This window comes from Kitasatospora sp. NBC_01266 (assembly GCF_036242395.1).
Taxonomy (GTDB): domain Bacteria; phylum Actinomycetota; class Actinomycetes; order Streptomycetales; family Streptomycetaceae; genus Kitasatospora.
Genome location: NZ_CP108458.1, coordinates 1,061,565 through 1,080,477 on the forward strand (window position 1 = coordinate 1,061,565; position 18,913 = coordinate 1,080,477).

At 73.7% G+C, this 18,913-nt stretch carries 18 protein-coding genes; 6 read left to right on the forward strand and 12 right to left on the reverse strand.

Going from position 1 to position 18,913, the window contains the following annotated elements; all coding sequences use genetic code 11:
• Positions 1 to 106 precede the first annotated feature (106 nt).
• From OG403_RS04770 to OG403_RS04780, 3 genes are all read left to right on the forward strand, one after another.
• Positions 107 to 1,651, forward strand: coding sequence for an ATP-dependent DNA ligase (locus OG403_RS04770; RefSeq protein ID WP_329561681.1), 1,545 nt, complete (start codon positions 107 to 109; stop codon positions 1,649 to 1,651).
• Between the two features lie 89 nt (positions 1,652 to 1,740).
• Positions 1,741 to 2,391: an NAD(P)-dependent oxidoreductase gene (locus OG403_RS04775; RefSeq protein WP_329561683.1), complete on the forward strand. Its 651-nt coding sequence runs from the start codon at positions 1,741 to 1,743 to the stop codon at positions 2,389 to 2,391.
• A 106-nt stretch (positions 2,392 to 2,497) separates the two neighbouring features.
• Positions 2,498 to 2,992, forward strand: coding sequence for a MarR family winged helix-turn-helix transcriptional regulator (locus OG403_RS04780; RefSeq protein ID WP_329561684.1), 495 nt, complete (start codon positions 2,498 to 2,500; stop codon positions 2,990 to 2,992).
• Between the two features lie 25 nt (positions 2,993 to 3,017).
• Here OG403_RS04780 and OG403_RS04785 read toward each other — a convergent pair whose 3' ends face one another.
• Positions 3,018 to 3,695, reverse strand: a complete 678-nt coding sequence (locus OG403_RS04785) for an Rv1733c family protein (protein WP_329561686.1) — start codon at positions 3,693 to 3,695, stop codon at positions 3,018 to 3,020.
• A gap of 86 nt (positions 3,696 to 3,781) precedes the next feature.
• Positions 3,782 to 4,546: a VOC family protein gene (locus OG403_RS04790; RefSeq protein ID WP_329561688.1), complete on the reverse strand. Its 765-nt coding sequence runs from the start codon at positions 4,544 to 4,546 to the stop codon at positions 3,782 to 3,784.
• A gap of 226 nt (positions 4,547 to 4,772) precedes the next feature.
• On the opposite strand from OG403_RS04790, the gene OG403_RS04795 reads away from it, so the two are divergent.
• A complete protein-coding gene (locus tag OG403_RS04795) occupies positions 4,773 to 4,979 on the forward strand; it encodes a hypothetical protein (RefSeq protein WP_329561689.1) in 207 nt (68 codons plus the stop codon).
• 108 nt (positions 4,980 to 5,087) lie between these two features.
• Here the strand turns inward: OG403_RS04795 and OG403_RS04800 are convergent, their stop codons facing one another.
• From OG403_RS04800 to OG403_RS04815, 4 genes are all read right to left on the reverse strand, one after another.
• Positions 5,088 to 5,567 carry a universal stress protein gene (locus tag OG403_RS04800; RefSeq protein ID WP_329561690.1) on the reverse strand — a complete coding sequence of 160 codons (480 nt, stop codon included), beginning with the start codon at positions 5,565 to 5,567 and terminating at the stop codon, positions 5,088 to 5,090.
• A gap of 182 nt (positions 5,568 to 5,749) precedes the next feature.
• On the reverse strand, positions 5,750 to 7,393 hold the full coding sequence (locus tag OG403_RS04805; protein WP_329561692.1) for a SpoIIE family protein phosphatase: 1,644 nt from the start codon (positions 7,391 to 7,393) through the stop codon (positions 5,750 to 5,752).
• Positions 7,390 to 7,893, reverse strand: a complete 504-nt coding sequence (locus tag OG403_RS04810; protein ID WP_329561693.1) for a universal stress protein — start codon at positions 7,891 to 7,893, stop codon at positions 7,390 to 7,392. The genes OG403_RS04805 and OG403_RS04810 overlap by 4 nt, the downstream gene beginning before the upstream one ends.
• Positions 7,893 to 10,415 carry an ATP-dependent Clp protease ATP-binding subunit gene (locus OG403_RS04815; RefSeq protein WP_329561694.1) on the reverse strand — a complete coding sequence of 841 codons (2,523 nt, stop codon included), beginning with the start codon at positions 10,413 to 10,415 and terminating at the stop codon, positions 7,893 to 7,895. The genes OG403_RS04810 and OG403_RS04815 overlap by 1 nt, the downstream gene beginning before the upstream one ends.
• Positions 10,416 to 10,553: 138 nt before the next feature.
• Here OG403_RS04815 and OG403_RS04820 point away from each other — a divergent pair, with 138 nt between their 5' ends.
• On the forward strand, positions 10,554 to 12,032 hold the full coding sequence (locus OG403_RS04820) for an MFS transporter (RefSeq protein ID WP_329561696.1): 1,479 nt from the start codon (positions 10,554 to 10,556) through the stop codon (positions 12,030 to 12,032).
• Positions 12,033 to 12,043: 11 nt separating this feature from the next.
• On the opposite strand, the gene purB is transcribed toward OG403_RS04820, so the two are convergent.
• The 5 genes from purB to OG403_RS04845 all read right to left on the reverse strand — a co-directional run bounded on the left by purB (position 12,044) and on the right by OG403_RS04845 (position 16,084).
• The gene (gene purB / locus OG403_RS04825; protein WP_329561697.1) at positions 12,044 to 13,483 is read right to left on the reverse strand and encodes an adenylosuccinate lyase; all 1,440 of its coding nucleotides are present in this window, start codon (positions 13,481 to 13,483) and stop codon (positions 12,044 to 12,046) included.
• A gap of 81 nt (positions 13,484 to 13,564) precedes the next feature.
• Entirely contained in the window at positions 13,565 to 14,296 is a 732-nt protein-coding gene (locus tag OG403_RS04830) for a sulfite exporter TauE/SafE family protein (RefSeq protein WP_329561700.1), read from the reverse strand.
• A gap of 111 nt (positions 14,297 to 14,407) precedes the next feature.
• Complete coding sequence (locus OG403_RS04835) at positions 14,408 to 14,839, reverse strand: MarR family winged helix-turn-helix transcriptional regulator (RefSeq protein ID WP_329561702.1); 432 nt, start codon at positions 14,837 to 14,839, stop codon at positions 14,408 to 14,410.
• Between the two features lie 85 nt (positions 14,840 to 14,924).
• Positions 14,925 to 15,308, reverse strand: coding sequence for a DUF3037 domain-containing protein (locus tag OG403_RS04840; RefSeq protein WP_329561704.1), 384 nt, complete (start codon positions 15,306 to 15,308; stop codon positions 14,925 to 14,927).
• A complete protein-coding gene (locus OG403_RS04845) occupies positions 15,305 to 16,084 on the reverse strand; it encodes a HipA family kinase (RefSeq protein WP_329561705.1) in 780 nt (259 codons plus the stop codon). Before OG403_RS04845 ends, OG403_RS04840 begins: the two co-directional genes overlap by 4 nt.
• Before the next feature lie 117 nt (positions 16,085 to 16,201).
• On the opposite strand from OG403_RS04845, the gene OG403_RS04850 reads away from it, so the two are divergent.
• Complete coding sequence (locus tag OG403_RS04850) at positions 16,202 to 17,560, forward strand: NAD(P)/FAD-dependent oxidoreductase (protein ID WP_329561706.1); 1,359 nt, start codon at positions 16,202 to 16,204, stop codon at positions 17,558 to 17,560.
• A gap of 78 nt (positions 17,561 to 17,638) precedes the next feature.
• On the opposite strand, the gene OG403_RS04855 is transcribed toward OG403_RS04850, so the two are convergent.
• Positions 17,639 to 18,817 carry a GDSL-type esterase/lipase family protein gene (locus OG403_RS04855; RefSeq protein WP_329561708.1) on the reverse strand — a complete coding sequence of 393 codons (1,179 nt, stop codon included), beginning with the start codon at positions 18,815 to 18,817 and terminating at the stop codon, positions 17,639 to 17,641.
• Positions 18,818 to 18,913 lie beyond the last annotated feature (96 nt).

The following is an 18,913-nucleotide window of genomic DNA, read 5'->3' on the forward strand; positions in this document are numbered from 1 at the left end:
CGCCACCCCTGTCTGTATATGTATTCTAGTTTCCGCATACCGTATCAGCGATGCCGACGGCGTGTCAGAAGCACCCGCGCCTCGAAGCCGGGGTGAGCATGGGGGCATGCTGCTGGCCGACCTCGCCCGGACCTCGCGCGAGGTCGCCGCCACCTCGGCCCGCTCCCGCAAGACCGCGCTGCTGGCCGAGCTGTTCCGGACCACCGAGCCGGCCGAGGCGCCGACGGTGATCACCTACCTGGCCGGACGGCTGCCGCAGGGCCGGCTCGGGGTGGGCTGGAGCGTGCTCGCCGAGCCCGTCCCGGCCGCGACCTCGCCGAGTCTGACGGTCGCCCAGGTCGACGCGGCCCTGACCGGGTTGGCCGCCGTGCGCGGCACCGGTGCGCAGGCCGAGCGGCGCCGGCTGCTGGTCGCACTGCTGGGCGCGGCCACCGAACCCGAGCAGGAGTTCCTGATCCGGCTGATCGGCGGCGAGGTGCGCCAGGGCGCGCTGGACGCGCTCGCGGTGGACGCGCTGGCCGTCGCGAGCACGGCACCCGCCGACCAGGTGCGCCGGGCGGTGATGCTCGGCGGCACGCTCGGCGCGGTGGCCCGGGCGCTGCTCGCGGACGGCCCGGACGCCCTGGCCCGATTCGGCCTGACCGTCGGCCGCCCGGTGCTGCCGATGCTCGCGCACACCGCCAGGAGCGTCGAGGAGGCGCTGGACCGGCTCGGCCCGTGCGCGGTGGAGGAGAAGCTGGACGGCATCCGGATCCAGGTGCACCGGGACGGCCCCGCGGTGCGAATCTTCACCCGGACCCTGGAGGAGATCACCGACCGGCTGCCCGAGGTGGTGGCCGCCGCCCTGACACTGCCCGCCGAGCGGGCGGTACTGGACGGCGAGGTGATCGCCGTGGACCCGACCGGCCGGCCGCGCCCGTTCCAGCAGATCGCGGGACGGGTCGGTTCGCGGTTGGACGTACCCAGCGCCACCGAGTCGCTGCCGCTCTCCCCCGCCTTCTTCGACCTGCTCACGCTCGACGGCCAGGACCTGCTGGAGCTGCCCACCGAACGCCGGCACGCCGAGTTGGACGCGCTGGTGCCCGGGCCGCTGCGGGTGCGCCGACTGGTGGTGGCGGACCCGGCCGCCCCGGCCGCCCGGCAGGCGGCGAGCGCGTTCGCCGAGGCCGCGCTGGCCCGGGGGCAGGAGGGGGTGGTGGTCAAGGCGCTGGACTCGCCTTACACGGCGGGGCGACGCGGCAGCGCCTGGCTGAAGGTGAAGCCGGTGCACACCCTGGACCTGGTGGTGCTGGCCGCCGAGTGGGGCCACGGCCGCCGGGCCGGACGGCTGTCCAACCTGCACCTGGGCACACGCCGGGCGGACGGCTCGTTCGCGATGCTCGGCAAGACCTTCAAGGGGCTCACCGACGCACTGCTCGCCTGGCAGACCGAGGAGTTGCAGCGGCTGGCGGTGGAGCGGCCGGCCTGGGGCGTGCGGGTGCGGCCCGAGCTGGTGGTGGAGATCGCCTTCGACGGGGTGCAGCGCTCCTCGCGCTATCCGGAGGGGGTCACCCTGCGGTTCGCCCGGGTGCTGCGCTACCGGCCGGACAAGCCCGCCACCGAGGCGGACACCGTCGAGGCGGTGCGGGCCCTGCTGCCGAAAGAATCCTGAGCCCGGGAAATATCTGCATGCTCAGATACTGTTGACTCAGATGACTGTCCGGTCATCCCGCCGGACCCGTATCTCCGAGGAGAACCCTGATGTCCAAGATCGCAGTCTTCGGCGCCAACGGCACCATCGGGAGCGCCGTGGTGCGCGAGGCGCTGAACCGCGGCCACCAGGTCACCGCCGTGGTCCGCGACCCCGCCAAGATCACCGAGACCCACCCGTCACTCACCGTGACCAAGGGCGACGTGCTCGACCCCGCCTCGGTCAGCGCCGCGGCCACCGGGCAGGACGTGCTGGTCAGCGCGGTCGGCGGCGGGGACGGCCCGGGTCACCTGGCCACCATCGAGCCCGCCGCGCGCTCCCTGGTGACCGGCCTGCGGACGCTCGGCGACCAGGCCCCGCGGCTGATCGCGGTCGGCGGCGCCGGCTCGCTGCGCACCCCGGACGGCAAGCAGGTCTGGGACGCGCCCGGCCTGCCCGACTGGCTGCTGCAGATCATGCACGCGCACGGCGACGCGCTCGACCACCTGCGCACCGTCAGCGACGTCAGCTGGACCAGCCTCAGCCCGGCCGCGACGATCGAGCCCGGCAAGCGCACCGCCGACTTCCGCACCGCGCAGGACGAGCTGGTCACCGGGGCGGACGGCAGCAGCCGGATCTCGGTCGAGGACTACGCGGTGGCCCTGGTCGACGAGATCGAGCAGCCGCAGCACCTGGGCGAGCGGTTCACCTGCGGCTACTGACAGCGGGCCGGCCGCCGGTCCGATTGGACCGGCGGCGGCCGGCTGGCCACGATAGGGGGCCATCCGACACCCGTCGGCCGTTCAGCACCCGTGAAGGAGTTCCGCCGTGCCGGATCCCGAGCAGCAGCCCCGCAGTGCCGCGCAGGTTGCCGCCGACCCGGGGATCCAGGCGATCGGCGTGCTGCTCAACACCTCCGCGCTGATCGAACGGCTGCTGGGCGGTGCGATCCAGCGCGAGGCCGGGATCAGCCACTCGATGTTCGAGGTGCTGCTGATCCTGGCCGCCCACCCGGACGGCACCCCGATGAACCGGCTCTCCGGCGGCCTGGTGCTCACCAGCGGCGGCGCGACCCGGCTGATCGACCGGATGACCGAGGCCGGCCTGGTCACCCGCACCCCCTCGCCCGCCGACCGGCGGGTGCAGCTGGTCGGCATGACCGCACTCGGCGAGCGGACCCTGGTCACCGCCGCCGAGGCGCACACCCGCGAGGCGCACCGCCTGCTGAGCGGCGCCCTCTCCGAGCCCGAGGCGGCCGGCATGGTCGACGCACTGGACCGGCTGGGCCGCCACGCCCGTACCGAACTGCCACCGCTGGGTTGACAGTTGACGTGCTGGGCGACTCCCGCTAGGGCGCGGTGTTGCCCGGACGGCCGCGCAGTCGACCCGACCAGTGCGGCTCGACGGCCGCCCAGCCGGCGCCCCAGTCCCGCAGCGCGCGGCGCTCCAGGGCACGGCGGCGCAGCGTGTAGCCGGTCAGGATCGCCGCGCTGAGCAGCAGCCAGCTCCCGGTGCCGATCCCGACCGCCAGCACGGCCAGGCCCGCCGTGGTCGGGGGCGAGGCACCGAGCCGCCCGTCCTCGGTCACCCAGACCGGCAGCGCGCCGCCCGCCAGGACCGGGTGGGCGGGCTCGATCCGGGCCGTCCCGGTGTGCCCGGCCGGGTAGGTCCAACGCACCGTCGCCTGCTGGCCGCTGTCGAAGCGGTAGCCGGGTGCGGTGGCGTCGGGGCGGAGCGGGGCGAGCACCACGGCGGACACCCGGTGCAGGTGCGCGGCGCGGGCGGCGGCCTGCCGGGGGGCGCCCGCCACGCCGCGGACCACCAGCAGCGCGCCGAGCAGCAACGCGATGAGCAGGCCGAACGCGGTCAGCAGCCGCCCCCGGCTGCGGGCCCGGTCCAGTGGCCGCCCGAGCGGCCCGAGGTCGCCGCCGAAGGCAGGGCGCAGCTGTCGGCCGAGCGCGTGCAGCGACCGGCGCCAGGGCCCGCGCGGCGACGGTTCGCGGTGGGGTCCAGGATTGCGCCGCACGGGCATCCCTCCCCTTCCGCGCCGCACTGATAATCCGACGATAGCTCAGATGTTGCTGTTTTCGGCGGGGTTGCCGAGCACGATCGTCATCCCTCGCTGCCGGCCAGGTAGACACCGAAGCTCGCACCCTGCGGGTCGCTCAGCACGGCGATCCGCCGGCCGCCGGCCAGATCCATCGGCGCCAGCAGCGTCTCGGCGCCGAGCCGGGTCGCCCGCTGCACCGTCGCGTCCACGCTGGTGACCGCGAAGTACGGCCGCCAGTGCGCCGGCACGGAGTCCGGGAAGTGCTGGTCCATCCGCATCATGCCGCCGAAGTCGGCGCCGTCGATCCCCCACTGGGTGTACCACTCGCTCGCCGCCATGCTCCAGCCGAAGACCTGCGGGTAGAAGTGGCAGGCCCCGGGCACGTCCCGGGTCAGCAGCTCGACCCAGCCGAGCGAACCGGGCTTGTTGAAGACCGCCGCGCCACCGAAGGCCCGTGGCTGCCAGAGCGCGAAGACCGCCCCGGCCGGGTCGGCGACCACCGCGAACCGGCCGGCGTCGAAGACGTCCAGCGGCCCCACCACGACCTGACCGCCGGCCTTGGTGACGGCGTCGGCGGTGGCGTCCGCGTCGGTGACTGCGAAGGAGACCGCCCAGGCGGTCGGCTGTCCGGCCGCGTAGCGCGGCGTCACCGCGGCCACCGGGGACCCGCCCAGCAGCAGCATGGTGTAGCCGCCGGCCTCGGGACGCGGGTCGGTCTCGGGCCGCCAGCCGAAGAGCTCCTCGTAGAACACCTTGGCGGCGGCCGGGTCCGAGGTCCCCAGCTCGACCCAGCACGGGCCACCGGTGACCACCTGGTCGTTCTTCACCTGGCGCTCCTTCAGAGACGTGATGTGCTGGGCGACTTTAGCGCCCGCGCCACTCCCCGCCGGGCCAGCGCGCCAGGGCCGTCCGGGCGATTCGGCCGACGCGGCATCGCTCGCCGCCAACAGGGTGAAAGAGTCCGTATGCAATTAACTGTCGCAGCGTCAGGTAGTGCATTCTCTCTGTCATCACGGGTCGAAATCCTCGGCCCGCCGGATAAGGGGAATACGTATGCGAATTCGCACCGCCCTGATCGGCTTTGCCGTGGCCGGCCTCACGGTCGCCGGTACCGCCACCGCCGCCAGCGCGCACAGCATCGCCGGCTACCACGCTGACACGCACAGCCACAACAACACCGTGGTGGCCGGCCACGGCGAGGTCTCCGAGAACCTCCAGGGCCAGAGCGGCTCGGAGAGCGGCTTCAGCGCCGGCGAGTGAATTCCGCCGGGCCGCGCATTCCGGAATGACTGCGCGATCCGCTGAAAAGCGCCGGGTGGCTGAGGATCCGTCAGCCACCCGGCGCGCTCATGGGGTGGATCGACCCGGCTACCGGATCGCGGCGGGACCGGCCCAGCCGTGTACGGCGTGCTCGAGATCGGCCAGCAGGTCGGCGGCCGGCACCACCAGCACCTCGCAGCGGGCGTGGGCCCGGCAGTACCGCGCCACCGAGCCGTGCCGCAGCCGGGACACCCGCCCCGGACGGCCCGCGCCGACCACCAGCAGGTCGCCGGGCCGGTCGGCGACCGCCACCAGGGCGGGCCCGGCCTCGGCGCGCAGCACCAGCGGGCTCAGCAGCAGCCCGGCGGGGTAGCCGCCGAACGCCTGGTCGAAGATGACGTCCAGCCGGCGCCGCGCCGCGTGCGCCAACTCGGAGAGCGGGCGCAGCGGTTCGTCATCGGGCAGCCAGGCGGCCACCGGCACCAGCTCCGCGCCCCGCCGCTGGGCCTCCCGCACCGCGCGGTGAACCGCCGCCAGCGAACTCACCGAGCCGCTGACCCCGACGATGACCCGTGCTCCCTCGGCCATGGCGACCGCTTCCTCTCCACGGACCGCCCGCCCGCGCCGACCAGTTCGACGCGCCCGGGATTCGGCTCCACACCCCATTGGACCCCCGCCGACCTGTGGCGACACCGGTTCTTGACGCTTGCCGTACGCCCCCGCGCCATTCCTTGACGGATCCACTACAGGGCCTGCCAGCGTCAGAGGCGCTAAGGCCCCTCGCGGTGCAGCAGCAGCAACGCCGCGTCGTCCTCGGCCTCCAACCGCACCGCCAGCGTGTCGCGCACGTGGTCGGCCAGCGCTGACAGCCGCCCGGGGCCGTCCGCCAGCGCCGTGGCCAGCCGGGCCAGGCCCAGTTCCAGGTCCTCCCCCGGCCGCTCGACCAGCCCGTCGGTGTAGAGCAGCAGGGTGTCCCCGGGCGCGAGGTGGAAATCGGTGTGCGGATAGCCGGCCGGCAGCCAGCCGGCCGGCAGGCCCAGCGGCAGGCCGGTGGCCACCTCGATCCGGCCGACCGTGCCGTCGGCGTGCCGCACCAGCGGCGGCAGGTGGCCGGCGTTGGCCGCGCGGACCTGGCCGGTGGCGAGCGAGACCTGGAGGTAGAGGCAGGTGGCGAAGCGGTCGGCGTGCAGCTCGGCAAGGAAGGTCGAGGCGCGGCCCAGCACCTCGGCGCTGTTGTGCCCCTCGGCGGCGTAGGCGTTCATCGCGATCCGCAGCTGCCCCATGATCGCGGCGGCCTCGGTGTCGTGGCCCTGCACGTCACCGATCGCCACCCCGACCGTGCCACCGCCCAGCGGCACCACGTCGTACCAGTCCCCGCCGATCCAGACGCCCTCGCGAGCGGTGCGGTAGCGCACGGTGAGCTCGGCCCCGGGCAGCGGCGGCAGGTGGCGCGGCAGCATCGCGTTCTGCAGCCCGGCGGCGATCTCCCGGGACTGGTCGACCAGCATCGCGCGCTGCAGCGACTGGGCGATCGCGCTGGCCAGCGTGGTCAGCAGGGTGCGGTCCTCGCTGCTGAAGCCGCGCTTGCCCTCGTAGACCAGGGCGAGCGCGCCGATCGGGCGGCCCTGGGCGGTCAGCGGCAGGAAGGCTGCGGCGGTCGCCAGGCTGTCGGTCAGCTGGTCGGCCAGGTCCGGGTAGCGGCTGGCGAACACCTCGCGCGAGGTGAAGAAGGCGGGCTCGCCGGAGCGCACCACGTCGTTCAGCGGCCGGGGCTCGGTCAGCCGGGCCTGGTGCATCGCGCGGACCCGGACGTTCACCCGGCCGACCGCGCCGACCAGCTTGACCCGGCCCTGATCGACCACGCCGAGCGTGATGCCCTGCGCGCCCAGCCGGCGCATGCTCTGGTCCCCGGTCAGCACGGCCACCACGTCCTCCACGGAGAGCGCCTCGCCGAGGGCCCGCGCCACCTCGCCCAGCGCCGTCTCCTGGCGCTGGCGGTCGTCCTCGGCCATCAGCCGCAGCGCAGAGTGGGAGAGCTCCTGGGTCGCGTCGCGCACCACGCCGACCACCCGCAGGCCCTCGCCCCGCGGGTCGCGGATCACCTGGCCCTGGGTGTGGGTCCAGCGCATCGAGCCGTCCCGGCGGCGGATCCGGAAGTAGCTGCTGTAGGAGTCGCTGCGGCCGGCCCGGATGTCCTCCACCAGCTTGAAGAGCCGGATCACCTCCTCGACCGGGATCCGCTGGGACAGCCCGGCCGCCATCCCGTCGTACTCGTCCGGGCGCAGGTCGAAGACCGTCAGGCCGCACTCGTCCAGCGTGAAGCGGCCGGTGGCCGGATCCCACTCGAAACAGCCGAGCCCGGTGGCGGTCATCGCCTCCACCGGGTCGACATGCGGCTGCGGGCGGTCGGTCATCCGCCGCTGACGGGCCGCTCGGCGCCGCCGTGGTCGCCGTGATCGCCCGGTTCGGGCCGGACCACGACGGCCGGGCACGGCGCGTGCTCGACCACATGCCGGCTGACCGAGCCGAGCAGCACCCCGGCGAAGCCGCCCAGGCCCCGGCTGCCGACCACCAGCAGCTCGGCGCCCCTGGCCTGGCTGAGCAGCGCGGCCGAGGCAGGCCCGGGCAGCACCAGCTGCAGGACCGGCACGGCCGGCTCCCCGCCGGTCACCTGCGCGACCGCCTCGGCGAGCACCTGGGCGGCCAGCCGCTCGGGGTTGAGCTCCTCCGGCGGGGGCGGCACCATGCCCGCGCCCAGCCCGTAGTAGCCGGGCATCTCCCAGACCATCACCGCCTCGACCACGTCGGCGCCGGTCGCCCTGGCCTGCTCGATCGCCCAGCGCAGCGCCGCCGCGGCGGCCGGGGAGCCGTCCACGCCGACCACGATCCGCTTCTTCTCCACCATCGGGCTCATCACTCCTTCGCGGCGGCCGCGGAGGCGGCAGCCGCCGACGGCTCGGGCCGGGCCAGCGTGCAGGTCAGCTCGCCCTCCTCGACATCGGCGATCACCGTGTCACCCGGCTGGACGGTGCCCGCCAGCAGCAGGTTGGCCACCCGGTTGTCCAGCTCGGTCTGGATGGTCCGGCGCAGCGGGCGGGCGCCGAACTCCGGCTGGTAACCGCGGTTGGCCAGCCACTCCTTGGCGTTCCCAGTCACCTCCAGATCGACGTTCTGCGCCTTCAACCGCCGTCTGCTGCGCTCCAGTTGGAGGTCGACGATGTGCACCAGATCGGTCCGGGCGAGCGCGTGGAAGACGATCACCTCGTCGATCCGGTTGAGGAACTCGGGGCGGAACTGCTGCCCCAGGTCCTTCATCAGGTCACCGCGGATCGCGTCGACGTCGCCGTGGTGCTCCAGGATCCGGCGGGAGCCGATGTTGCTGGTCATGATGACCACCGTGTTGCGGAAGTCGACGGTGCGCCCCTGGGCGTCCGTCAGCCGTCCGTCGTCCAGCACCTGGAGCAGCAGGTTGAAGATGTCCGGGTGGGCCTTCTCCACCTCGTCGAAGAGCAGCACGCTGTACGGCTTGCGGCGCACCGCCTCGGTGAGCTGGCCGGCCTCCTCGTAGCCGACGTAGCCGGGCGGCGAGCCGACCAGCCGGGAGACGGTGTGCTTCTCCTGGAACTCGCTCATGTCGAAGCGGATCATCCGGTCCGGGTCGCCGAAGAGCAGTTCGGCCAGCGCCTTGGCCAGCTCGGTCTTGCCGACTCCGGTGGGGCCCAGGAAGAGGAAGCTGCCGGTCGGCCGGTCGGGGTCGCCCATCCCGGCCCGGCCGCGACGCACCGCCTGGGAGACGGCGACCACCGCCTCGTCCTGCCCGATCACCTTCTGGTGGAGGGTCTCCTCCAGCTTGAGCAGCCGCTCCCGCTCGGTCTCGGTCAGCTGGGCCACCGGGATGCCGGTGCGCCGGGAGAGGACCTCGGCGATGTCGTCGGCGGTGACGCTGACCACGCCCTCGCGCTCCTCGCCGACCTCGGCCAGCTCGTCCTCGGCCTGCCGCAGCCGCTGCTTCAGGTCGGCGGCCCGCCCGAAGTCCTCCTCGGCCACCGCCTCGTCCAGCTCGCGGCGCAGCTTGGCGATCGCGTCCTTGCCCTGCTGGGCCTGGCTGCTGCCGCCCAGGCCGCGCAGCCGCACCCGGGCGCCCGCCTGGTCGAGCAGGTCGATCGCCTTGTCCGGCAGGAAGCGGTCGCTGACGTAGCGGTCGGAGAGCGCGGCGGCGGCGTCCAACGCCTCGTCAGCGAACCGGACCTGGTGGTGGGCCTCGTAGGAGTCGCGCAGGCCCTGCAGGATCTGCACGGTCTCCTCGACGCTGGGCTCGGGCACCAGCACGGGCTGGAACCGGCGCTCCAGCGCGGCGTCCTTCTCCACGTGCCTGCGGTACTCGTCCAGCGTGGTGGCGCCGACCACGCTCAGCTCGCCCCGGGCCAGCGCCGGCTTGAGGATGTTGCCCGCGTCCATCGAGCCCTCGCCGCCGGCGCCCGCGCCGACCACGGTGTGCAGCTCGTCCAGGAAGAGGATCACGCTCTGGTCGGCGGCGATCACCTCGTCGATCACCTTCTTCAGGCGCTCCTCGAACTCGCCCCGGTACTTCGAGCCGGCCACCAGCCCGGTCAGGTCGAGGGTGACCACCCGGCGGTCCTTGAGGGTCTGCGGCACGTCACCGGAGACGATCCGCTGGGCCAGACCCTCGACGATGGCGGTCTTGCCGACGCCCGGCTCGCCGATCAGCACCGGGTTGTTCTTGGTGCGCCGGGAGAGGATCTCGACGGTCTGCTCGATCTCCTCCGCCCGGCCGACCACCGGGTCGAGCCTGCCCGCGCGGGCCTCGACGGTCAGGTCCCGCCCGTACTCGTCCAGCGTGGGCGTCTGGCTCGGGTGCGCACCGGTGCTGCTGCGCTCGCCGCCGGTGCCGAACCCCTCCAGAGCGGTGCGCATCGCCCCCTGGGACGGCGCGACGCCGCGCAGCGCCTGGCCCGCGCCGGAGCGCTCCTGCTCGAGCAGCGCGCCCAGGATGTGCTCGGGGCCGATGTAGGAGGCGCCGACCGTCTGCGAGCGGGCGTGCGCGGCGAGCAGCACGCGCTTGGCGGCCGGGGTGAGCGAGGGTTCCTCCGTCACCCCGGCGGCGTTCGTCGGCAGCGAGGCGCGCAGGTCCTCGGCGAGCTCGTCGGGGTCCACGCCCGCCCGCTCCAGCATCCGGCGCGAGGAGTCCACCTGGGTGGCCGCCCAGAGCAGGTGCCCGGTGTCCAGATCGCTGCTGCCGTCCTCGGCCGCGCGCTGGGCGGCCGCCTCGATCAGCTCCTGACTCGACTCGTTGAGCAGCCGGCCGATCGGCACCCGCTGCACCGCGGGCGGCGAGGCCTGCGGGCTCATCCCGAAGAAGCGGCTGAACAGATCGGAGAAGGGGTCGCCGGCGCCGAAGGCGGAGGGCAGCGTCATCGCGAGGTCACCTGACTTGACGTGGGACGGAGCGGCTGCTGCCACCCTCACCCGGGCCGCCGACCGCCGCCACCCGGGTTCGGCCACTCCGGCGCGGCGGTAGCGGCGGGCCGGGCCGGTCCCGCAGGATCGGACGTTATGGAGAGTCAGCTGCGGTTGAAGAGCCGTCAGGGGCGCTGGGTGGTAGTGGCCGCCGCGCTCGGGTCGGGGATGGCGATGCTCGACGGCACGGTGGTGAACGTGGCGCTGCCGAGCATCGGGCGGGATCTCGACGCCTCGCTGGCCCAGCTGCAGTGGACACTGAACGCCTACCTGCTCACGCTGGCCGGGCTGATCCTGCTCGGCGGCTCACTGGGCGACCGCTACGGGCGACGGCGGATCTTCGTGCTCGGCGTCTGCTGGTTCGCCGCCGCCTCCGGGCTCTGCGCGATCGCGCCCACCATCGACCTGCTGATCGCCGCCCGCGCGCTGCAGGGCATCGGCGGGGCGCTGCTGACCCCCGGCTCGCTCGCGCTGCTCCAGGCCAGTTTCCACCCCGACGACCGCTCGGCGGCGGTCGGCGCCTGGTCGGGGCTGGGCGGGGTGGCCACGGCGGTGGGGCCGATCCTCGGCGGCTGGCTGGTCAGCGGTCCGGGCTGGCGGTGGATCTTCGTGATCAATCTGCCGGTCGCGGTGCTGGTCGGGGTGCTGACCCTGCGCCATGTGCCGGAGAGCCGCGACGAACAGGCCACCGGGCGCTTCGACGTCCCCGGCGCGGTGCTGGCCGCGCTCGCGCTGGGCGGGGTCACCTACGCGCTGACGGCGGCGGGCGGCAAGGTGACGGCGGCGGTCTGGGTGTCGGCCGGCGCGGGTGTGCTGCTGGGCGCCGCCTTCGTGGCCGTCGAGCGGCGCAGCCCGCAGCCGATGATGCCGCTGGAGCTCTTCGACTCGCGCCTGTTCAGCACGATCAACCTGGTGACGCTCGGCGTCTACGGCGCGCTGGGCGGGGTGTTCTTCTTCCTGCAGGTGCAGTTGCAGACCGTGGCCGGCTTCGAGCCGCTGGTGGCCGGGGTGGCCTTCGCCCCCGTCACCGTGCTGATGCTGCTGCTGTCCGCCCGCTCGGGCCGGCTCGCCAGCCGGATCGGACCCCGGCTGCAGCTGACCGCCGGCCCGCTGGTCGCCGCCGGCGGCGTGCTGCTGATGCTGCGGATCGGCCCGCACGCCTCGTACTGGGCGGATGTGCTGCCCGCGGCCGTGGTCTTCGGGGTCGGCCTGACAGCGCTGGTGGCACCGCTGACCGCGACCGTGCTGGCGGCGGTACCCGTCCACCGGGCCGGCATCGCCAGCGGGGTGAACAACGCGGCGGCGCGCGCCGCCGGCCTGCTGGCGGTCGCGGCGCTGCCGCTGCTGACCGGGCTGAGCGGCGATCAGTACCAGGTGCCGAGCTCGGTGGACTCGGCCTTCCGCACCGCCGTGGGGATCTGCGCGGGTCTGCTCGTGGCGTCCGGCCTGCTGGCGCTGGTCACGGTGCCGGGGCGCCCGCCGACGCCGACGGCCGAGCCGGACAGCACCTGGTACTGCGGCACCACCGGACCGCCGGTGGACCCGGGGCACGAGCGCCCCGGGTCCACCGTGTGACGTACCCGCTCCTAGAGGATGTCGCCCGGCGCGTACTTGGCGGCCTGCGGGTAGGCGGCGGCGACCGCCTCGATCCGGCGGACCACCTCGGCCACCTGGGCCCCGGCCGCACCGGTGAAGGAGAGCCGGTCGGCCAGCAGCGCGTCCAGCGCGGCCCGGTCCAGCGGCATCCGGTCATCGGCGGCCAGCCGGTCGAGCAGCTCGTTCTCCCGGGCGCCGCCGCGCATCGCGAGCGCCGAGGCGACCGCGTGCTCCTTGATGATCTCGTGCCCGGCCTCGCGGCCGACCCCGGCGCGCACCGCGCCCATCAGGACCTTGGTGGTGGCCAGGAACGGCAGGTAGCGGTCCAGCTCGGCCTCGATCACGGCCGGGAAGGCGCCGAACTCGTCGAGCACCGTCAGGAAGGTCTCCAGCAGGCCGTCGAAGGCGAAGAACGCGTCCGGCAGCGCGACCCGGCGCACCACCGAGCAGGAGACGTCGCCCTCGTTCCACTGGTCGCCGGCCAGCTCGGCGGTCATCGAGGCGTAGCCGCGCAGGATCACCGCGAGGCCGTTGACCCGCTCGCAGGAACGGGTGTTCATCTTGTGCGGCATCGCCGAGGAACCGACCTGGCCCTCCTTGAAGCCCTCGGTCACCAGCTCGTGACCGGCCATCAGGCGGATCGTCTTGGCCAGGCTGGAGGGCGCGGCGGCCAGCTGGACCAGGGCGGTGAGCACCTCGAAGTCCAGCGAGCGCGGGTAGACCTGGCCGACCGAGGTGAAGACGTTCTCGAAGCCGAGGTGGCCGGCCACCCGGCGCTCCAACTCGGCGAGCTTCTCGGCGTCACCGCCCAGCAGGTCGAGCATGTCCTGGGCGGTGCCGACCGGACCCTTGATCCCGCGCAGCGGGTAGCGGGCGAGCAGCTCCTCCAGGCGGGCGAAGGCGACCAGCAGCTCGTCCGCGATGCTGGCGAAGCGCTTGCCGAGGGTGGTGGCCTGCGCGGCGACGTTGTGCGAGCGCCCGGCCATCACCTGCTCGGCGTGCTCGGCGGAGAGCCGGCCCAGGCGGACCAGGACGGCGACCACGCGGTCCCGCACGTGCTCCAGCGACTGGCGGATCTGCAGCTGCTCGACGTTCTCGGTCAGGTCCCGGGAGGTCATCCCCTTGTGGATCTGCTCGTGGCCCGCGAGCTCGCTGAACTCCTCGATCCGGGCCTTCACGTCGTGCCGGGTGACCCGCTCGCGGCGGGCGATGGAGGCGAGGTCGACCTGGTCGATCACCCGCTCGTAGTCGGCGACCGCAGTCTCGGGCACCTCGATGCCCAGATCCTGCTGGGCCTTGAGGACGGCGAGCCACAGGTGGCGTTCGAGGACCACCTTGTGCTCGGGGGACCACAGCTGGGCCAGGGTCGCCGAAGCGTACCGGGCGGCCAGGACATTGGGGATCTGGGGCTTGGCGCTCACGCTTCGCAAGGTTAACAGTCGAGGTCAGCCCGGTGGCGCCGGGCCCGGAGCTGGAGCGGCCCGACCGCTCCCGGCCCACCGTTCCCCGTCCTACAGCTCGAGCAGGCCCTTGCTCAGCGTGGTCAGCCCGCCCGCCAGCGCGAGCAGCAGCACGACGGTGCGGGCCCGGTGCTCGGGCACCCGCTCGGCCAGCCGGTGCCCGATCAGCGCGCCGAGGCCGAGCGCCGCGGCGACCGCGAGCCAGGACCGGCCGCCGAGCCTGGGCACCCCCTTGACCAGCAGCGAGAAGAGGTTCACCAGCAGGCCGTAGAACTGGGCGTTCGGCACGAACTCACGCACCGTCCAGCCCGCGTTCACCGCGTACAGCGACAGGGCCGGGCCGCCGACCCCGGCCGAGGCGTTCATGAAGCCGCTGACCGCCCCCGCCGCCACCGCCCCGCGCCGCCCGCACAGCGCGGCCACCCGGGTGCCCCGCATCACCACCAGCACCGCGACGCTGACCAGCAGGCCCATCCCGGCCAGCAGCTGCGGCTCGGGCAGCCGGGCCGCCACCCAGGCCCCGGCCGGCACGCTCACCAGCGCGGCGGCCACCAGCGGCACCATCGCGGCGGGGCGGACCTGGCGCCAGCTGGTGGCCAGCCCGATCGCGCTGATCGCCCCGGCGGCGCAGTTGGACAGCACCACGCCGGGGCCCGCGCCCAGCAGCAGCGCCAGCGCGGGTGCGGCGACCAGCGCGAAGCCCATCCCCGCCATCCGCTGCACCGAGGCGCCGGCCAGCACCACCAGGCCCAGCAGCAGTGCGCCTTCCCACCCGTGCGACACCGGCACGCCCCCCGCTCGATCGAACCCGAACGGGCCTACGCAACCAGCCGACCGCCCGCGGCGTCCAGTGCCGGGGCCACCCCCGTGATCAGGCCGGCGGTTCGGCGACCGTCAGTTGCCCAGCAGCGGCAGCAGCTGCTGGCACATCGCCAGCAGTGCGGCGCGCTGCTCCTCGCTGAGCGAGTCCAGCGCGCGGTGCGCCTTGGTCATGTCGGCGCGGATCTTCAGCAGCACCTCGCGGCCCTGCTCGGTGATGGTGACGATCTTCACCCGGCGATCGCTCGCCGCCGCCTCCCGGCGGGCCAGCTCCAGGCCCTCCAGGCGGTCGACGATGCCGGTCACGTTGGAGGCGTCGCAGCCGAGCCGACCGGCCAGCGCCCGCATCGGCACCGGCTCCAGCACCACGCCGAGCGCCTTGGCCTGGGAGGAACTGAGCCCGTGCCGGCCGGCCGCGGCGGCGAAGTCGAGGAAGTAGGCGGCGCTGACGGCCGCCACCGCCTCCATCAGAGCGGGGGTGCTGACGGGGGGTGCGAGGGTGGTCATGGCATCCATGAGATCACAGGACGCATAAAACTTTTATCTACTCCAGTGTTGAGCTTGGCAAACAACCGCCGGGGCCGACCGCCGCTCAGGCCACCAGCCGCGCGAAGAGCCGCTCCAGCTCCGCCGCCGGATCGGCGGTCAGCCCGGTGTGCACCGGACCGGGCTGGACGACGGCACTGCGCGGCGCGGTCAGCCAGCGGAACCGCTGCCCGGCGCTGTCACCGGCCGCCGGCCCCGCCGCCGGGCCACCGGCGCAGATGCCCTCGATCCCGCGCAGCGCCCGCGCCACCGCGTCGAGGTCGACCGCCGGGTCCAACGCCAGCAGCTTCGCCTGCGGCAGCAGCGTGCGCACCGCCAGCTCCTCGCGCCAGCGGCAGTACAGCAGCACGCCCAGGTTGACGCACTCGCCGCGCTCGACCCGGGGCACCGCCCGGATCACCGCGTACTCGTAGTCGTGCCGCTCGGTCATGCCGTCGCCTCGGACTCGTCGTGGGGCAGCACGGGCAGCCAGTCGCGCGGCCCGGCCAGCCGCGCCAGCAGTTGCGCGACATAGGCGTCCCGGACGGCCCGGGGGTGCTCGAAGCCGGGCTCGTCGAGCAGGAACTCCTCGGGGATCGCGTCCGCCGCCCCGGCCAGCAGTTCGGGGGTGACCTGCGCGGCCAGCTCCGCGTCCACCGCCGCCAGGTCGCCCGCGAAGCGCCGCAACGCGTGATCGCCCGCGTCGTACGGGCGTCGGATCCAACCGGCCGCCCCGGCCCAGTGGTGGTGGAAGATCAGGCTCGCGCCGTGGTCGATCAGGTGCAGCCGCCCGGCGGCCACCAGCAGGTTGGGGTTGCGCCAGGACCGGTCGACGTTGCCGATCAGCGCGTCGAACCAGAGCACCCGGGCGGCCGTTTCGGGATCGACCTGGAAGCAGAGCGGGTCGAAGTTGAACGCACCGCTGAGGAACGCCAGGCCCACGTTGACCCCGCCGCTGGCCCGCATCTGCTCCTGGATCTGCTGCTCCGGCTCGCTGCGGGCCAGCACCGGGTCGAGGTCGACCCGCACCAGTTCCGGCACCGGCAGCCCGAGCGCCTGCCCGATCCGGCCGGCCAGCACCTCGGCCACCAGCGCCTTGCGCCCCTGCGCGGCGCCGCTCCACTTGAGCGCGTAGAGCCGGTGGTCGTCGGCCTCCACCAGGCCCGGCATCGAGCCGCCTTCTCGCAGTGGCGTCACATAACGGACCGCCGTCACCTCACGAAGCACGCGCCAACCCTACCCATGCCCCCGTGTTGCGGTGGCGCGCCCCCATCGCCCGTGCGAGGGTGGCCGGGACGTGGCGTCCCGTCACATGGGCCCCGCCGACTGCGAAGGAAGACAGAGATGGAACGTCCTCGGATCCTGGTGGTGGGCGGCGGCTTCGCCGGACTGGAGTGCGCCCGGCGGCTGGAGCGAAAGCTCGCCGCGACGGAGGCGCAGATCACCCTGGTCGCACCGTTCAGCTACCAGCTGTACCTACCGCTGCTGCCGCACGTCGCCGCCGGGGTGCTCAGTCCGCAGTCGGTCGCGGTCTCGCTGCGCCGCTCGCTGCACCGCACCGACATCATCCCGGGCGGCGCGATCGGGATCGACCCGCGGGCCAAGGTCTGCATCATCCGCAAGATCACCGAGCAGGTGGTCGCCGAGCCGTACGACTACCTGGTGCTGGCCCCCGGCAGCATCACCCGCACCTTCGACATCCCCGGCCTGACCGACCACGCGCGCGGGATGAAGACGCTGGCCGAGGCCGCCTACATCCGCGACCACGTGATCGCCCAGCTCGACATCGCCTCGGCCACCCTGGACCAGGCCGAGCGCGAGTCCCGGCTGCAGTTCGTGGTGGTCGGCGGCGGCTACGCGGGCACCGAGACGGCGGCCTGCCTGCAGCGGCTGACCACCGCCGCGCTGGACCGCTACCCGCGGCTCGACCCGCGGCTGATCAAGTGGCACCTGATCGACATCGCCCCCAAGCTGATGCCCGAACTCGGCGAGCACCTGGGCACCCGGGCGCTGAAGGTGCTGCGCGACCGCGGCGTGGACGTCTCGCTCGGTGTCTCGGTGGCCGAGGTCGGCGACACCACGGTGACCTTCACCGACGGGCGGGTGATCCCCTCGCGCACGCTGATCTGGACCGCCGGGGTGGCGGCCAGCCCGCTGATCGGCACGCTGGACGCGGAGACGGTGCGCGGGCGGATCGCGGTGACCGCCGAGATGCGGGTGCCGCAGTTCGACGGCATCTTCGCGCTGGGTGACGCGGCGGCGGTGCCGGACCTGGCCAAGGGCGACGGCGCGGTCTGCCCGCCCACCGCGCAGCACTCGGCCCGCCAGGGCCGCAAGGTGGCGGACAACCTGGTCGCCGCGCTGCGCAACCAGCCGCTGGAGCCCTACTACCACAAGGACCTGGGCCTGGTGGTCGACCTGGGCGGCAAGGACGCGGTCTCCAAGCCGCTCGGCGTGGAGATGAGCGGGGTGCCGGCCCAGCTGGTGGCCCGCGGCTACCACCTGATGGCGATGCGGACCAACGTGGCCAAGCTGCGGGTGGGCGCCAACTGGGTGATGAACGCCACCGCCGGGGACGACTTCGTCCGGATCGGCTTCCTGGCCCGGCGGCCCGCCCGGCTGCGGGACTTCGAGTACACCGACGCGTATCTGACCAAGGAGCAGATCCGCGAGCACACCAACTCGCTGCACGCCAAACACTGAGCTGCCGAGCACCGAGCGCCGAGCGAGCCGCGCCGCCGGTCCCCCACAGGGGGCCGGCGGCGCGTTCGTGCCGGACCCTCAGGAAGCCGTCAGGTACATCCCGGAGGCGTCCTCGCCCGGGGTGTTGCGGCAGGCGAAGTTGCCGCTGGGCTGCGCCCAGAGCAGGGTCAGGCAGCGCCCCAGGGCCTGCTGGGCGTAGTAGTTGGGGTGCATGGACTCCTGGGTGGTGCCCTGCGTGGTGGTGCCGGCGTCGACGAAGCGGGCCCACTCGCTGGTGGTGGCCGACGGCGGGCTGTCCGGGGTGGCCAGCTGGGTGGCGGTGGAGCAGACCTCACGGCCCTGCAGGAAGTCCCGCAGGTCCATGAACTGCACGCCCTTGGCGGCGGCGACCTGCGCGAGCTGGTCGGAGACCTCCGGGACCATGGTGTCCCTGGCCCAGTCGGAGTCGGCGTTCCAGAACGGGCAGCCACCGGTGTTCACCCGGTCCCAGCCGCTCTCGGAGTAGCGGTTCTCGCTGCTGCGCGGGATCGGCGAGGGGTAGGACTGCAGCACGATCCGGTAGGAGGAGGGGGCGTAGCCGTCCCCTGCCATCGCCGCACGGATCTCGTCGATCGACTTGCCGACCCCGGCCATCGCGGCGGGCATCTTGGACTCGATCGCGGACTGCTCGGTGGCGGCGCAGTACGAGTCCCAGACCACGTAGTCCTCGGCGCAGCTGGTGATCACGTCCGAGAAGCCGAGGTCGTTGCCGCCGATCGACAGGGTGATCAGCTTGACGTCGTCCTTGGCCGCCAGCGCGGCGAGCTGGTCGGCCTGCGGGGCCTCGCCCTTGAGGGACTGGCCGCCGTCGGCGGCCCGGAAGACGTTGGCGGTGGTGGCGCCGGAGCAGGCCAGGTTGACGCTGGTCTGGGCGATCCCGGTCGCGCTGTTCACCTCGGCCACGTCCGAGCGGTCGCACCCGCTGGCGTAGGTCGAGCCGTAGACGCTGCTCGCGTCGTAGCCGCTGCCGTTCCAGGCCCGGTCGGTGCCGTCGCGGCTGCCGGAGGTGTCGTCGCTGTTGCCCTGCCAGCGACCTGCCTCACCCGAGATGTAGCTGTCACCGAGCGTGACGCTCACGGTGGGGCCGGCGGGGGCGGCGGCGTTCGCCGGGACGGCCAGGGCGAGCAGGCCGCTGGCGCAGAGCGGGAGGGCGAGCAGGGCGGCGAGCGGTCGTCTGACCTGGCTGCTGCGCTTGACGCATGGGGATCGTTCGAGCACGGCGCAACTCCTAAGAGCGGCAGCACCCCGCTGTGTGGTTGGGGCGCCGCTGAAGGTGAGGGAGGGCCGCCGGCCGGTGGCGCGATGAATCTGACA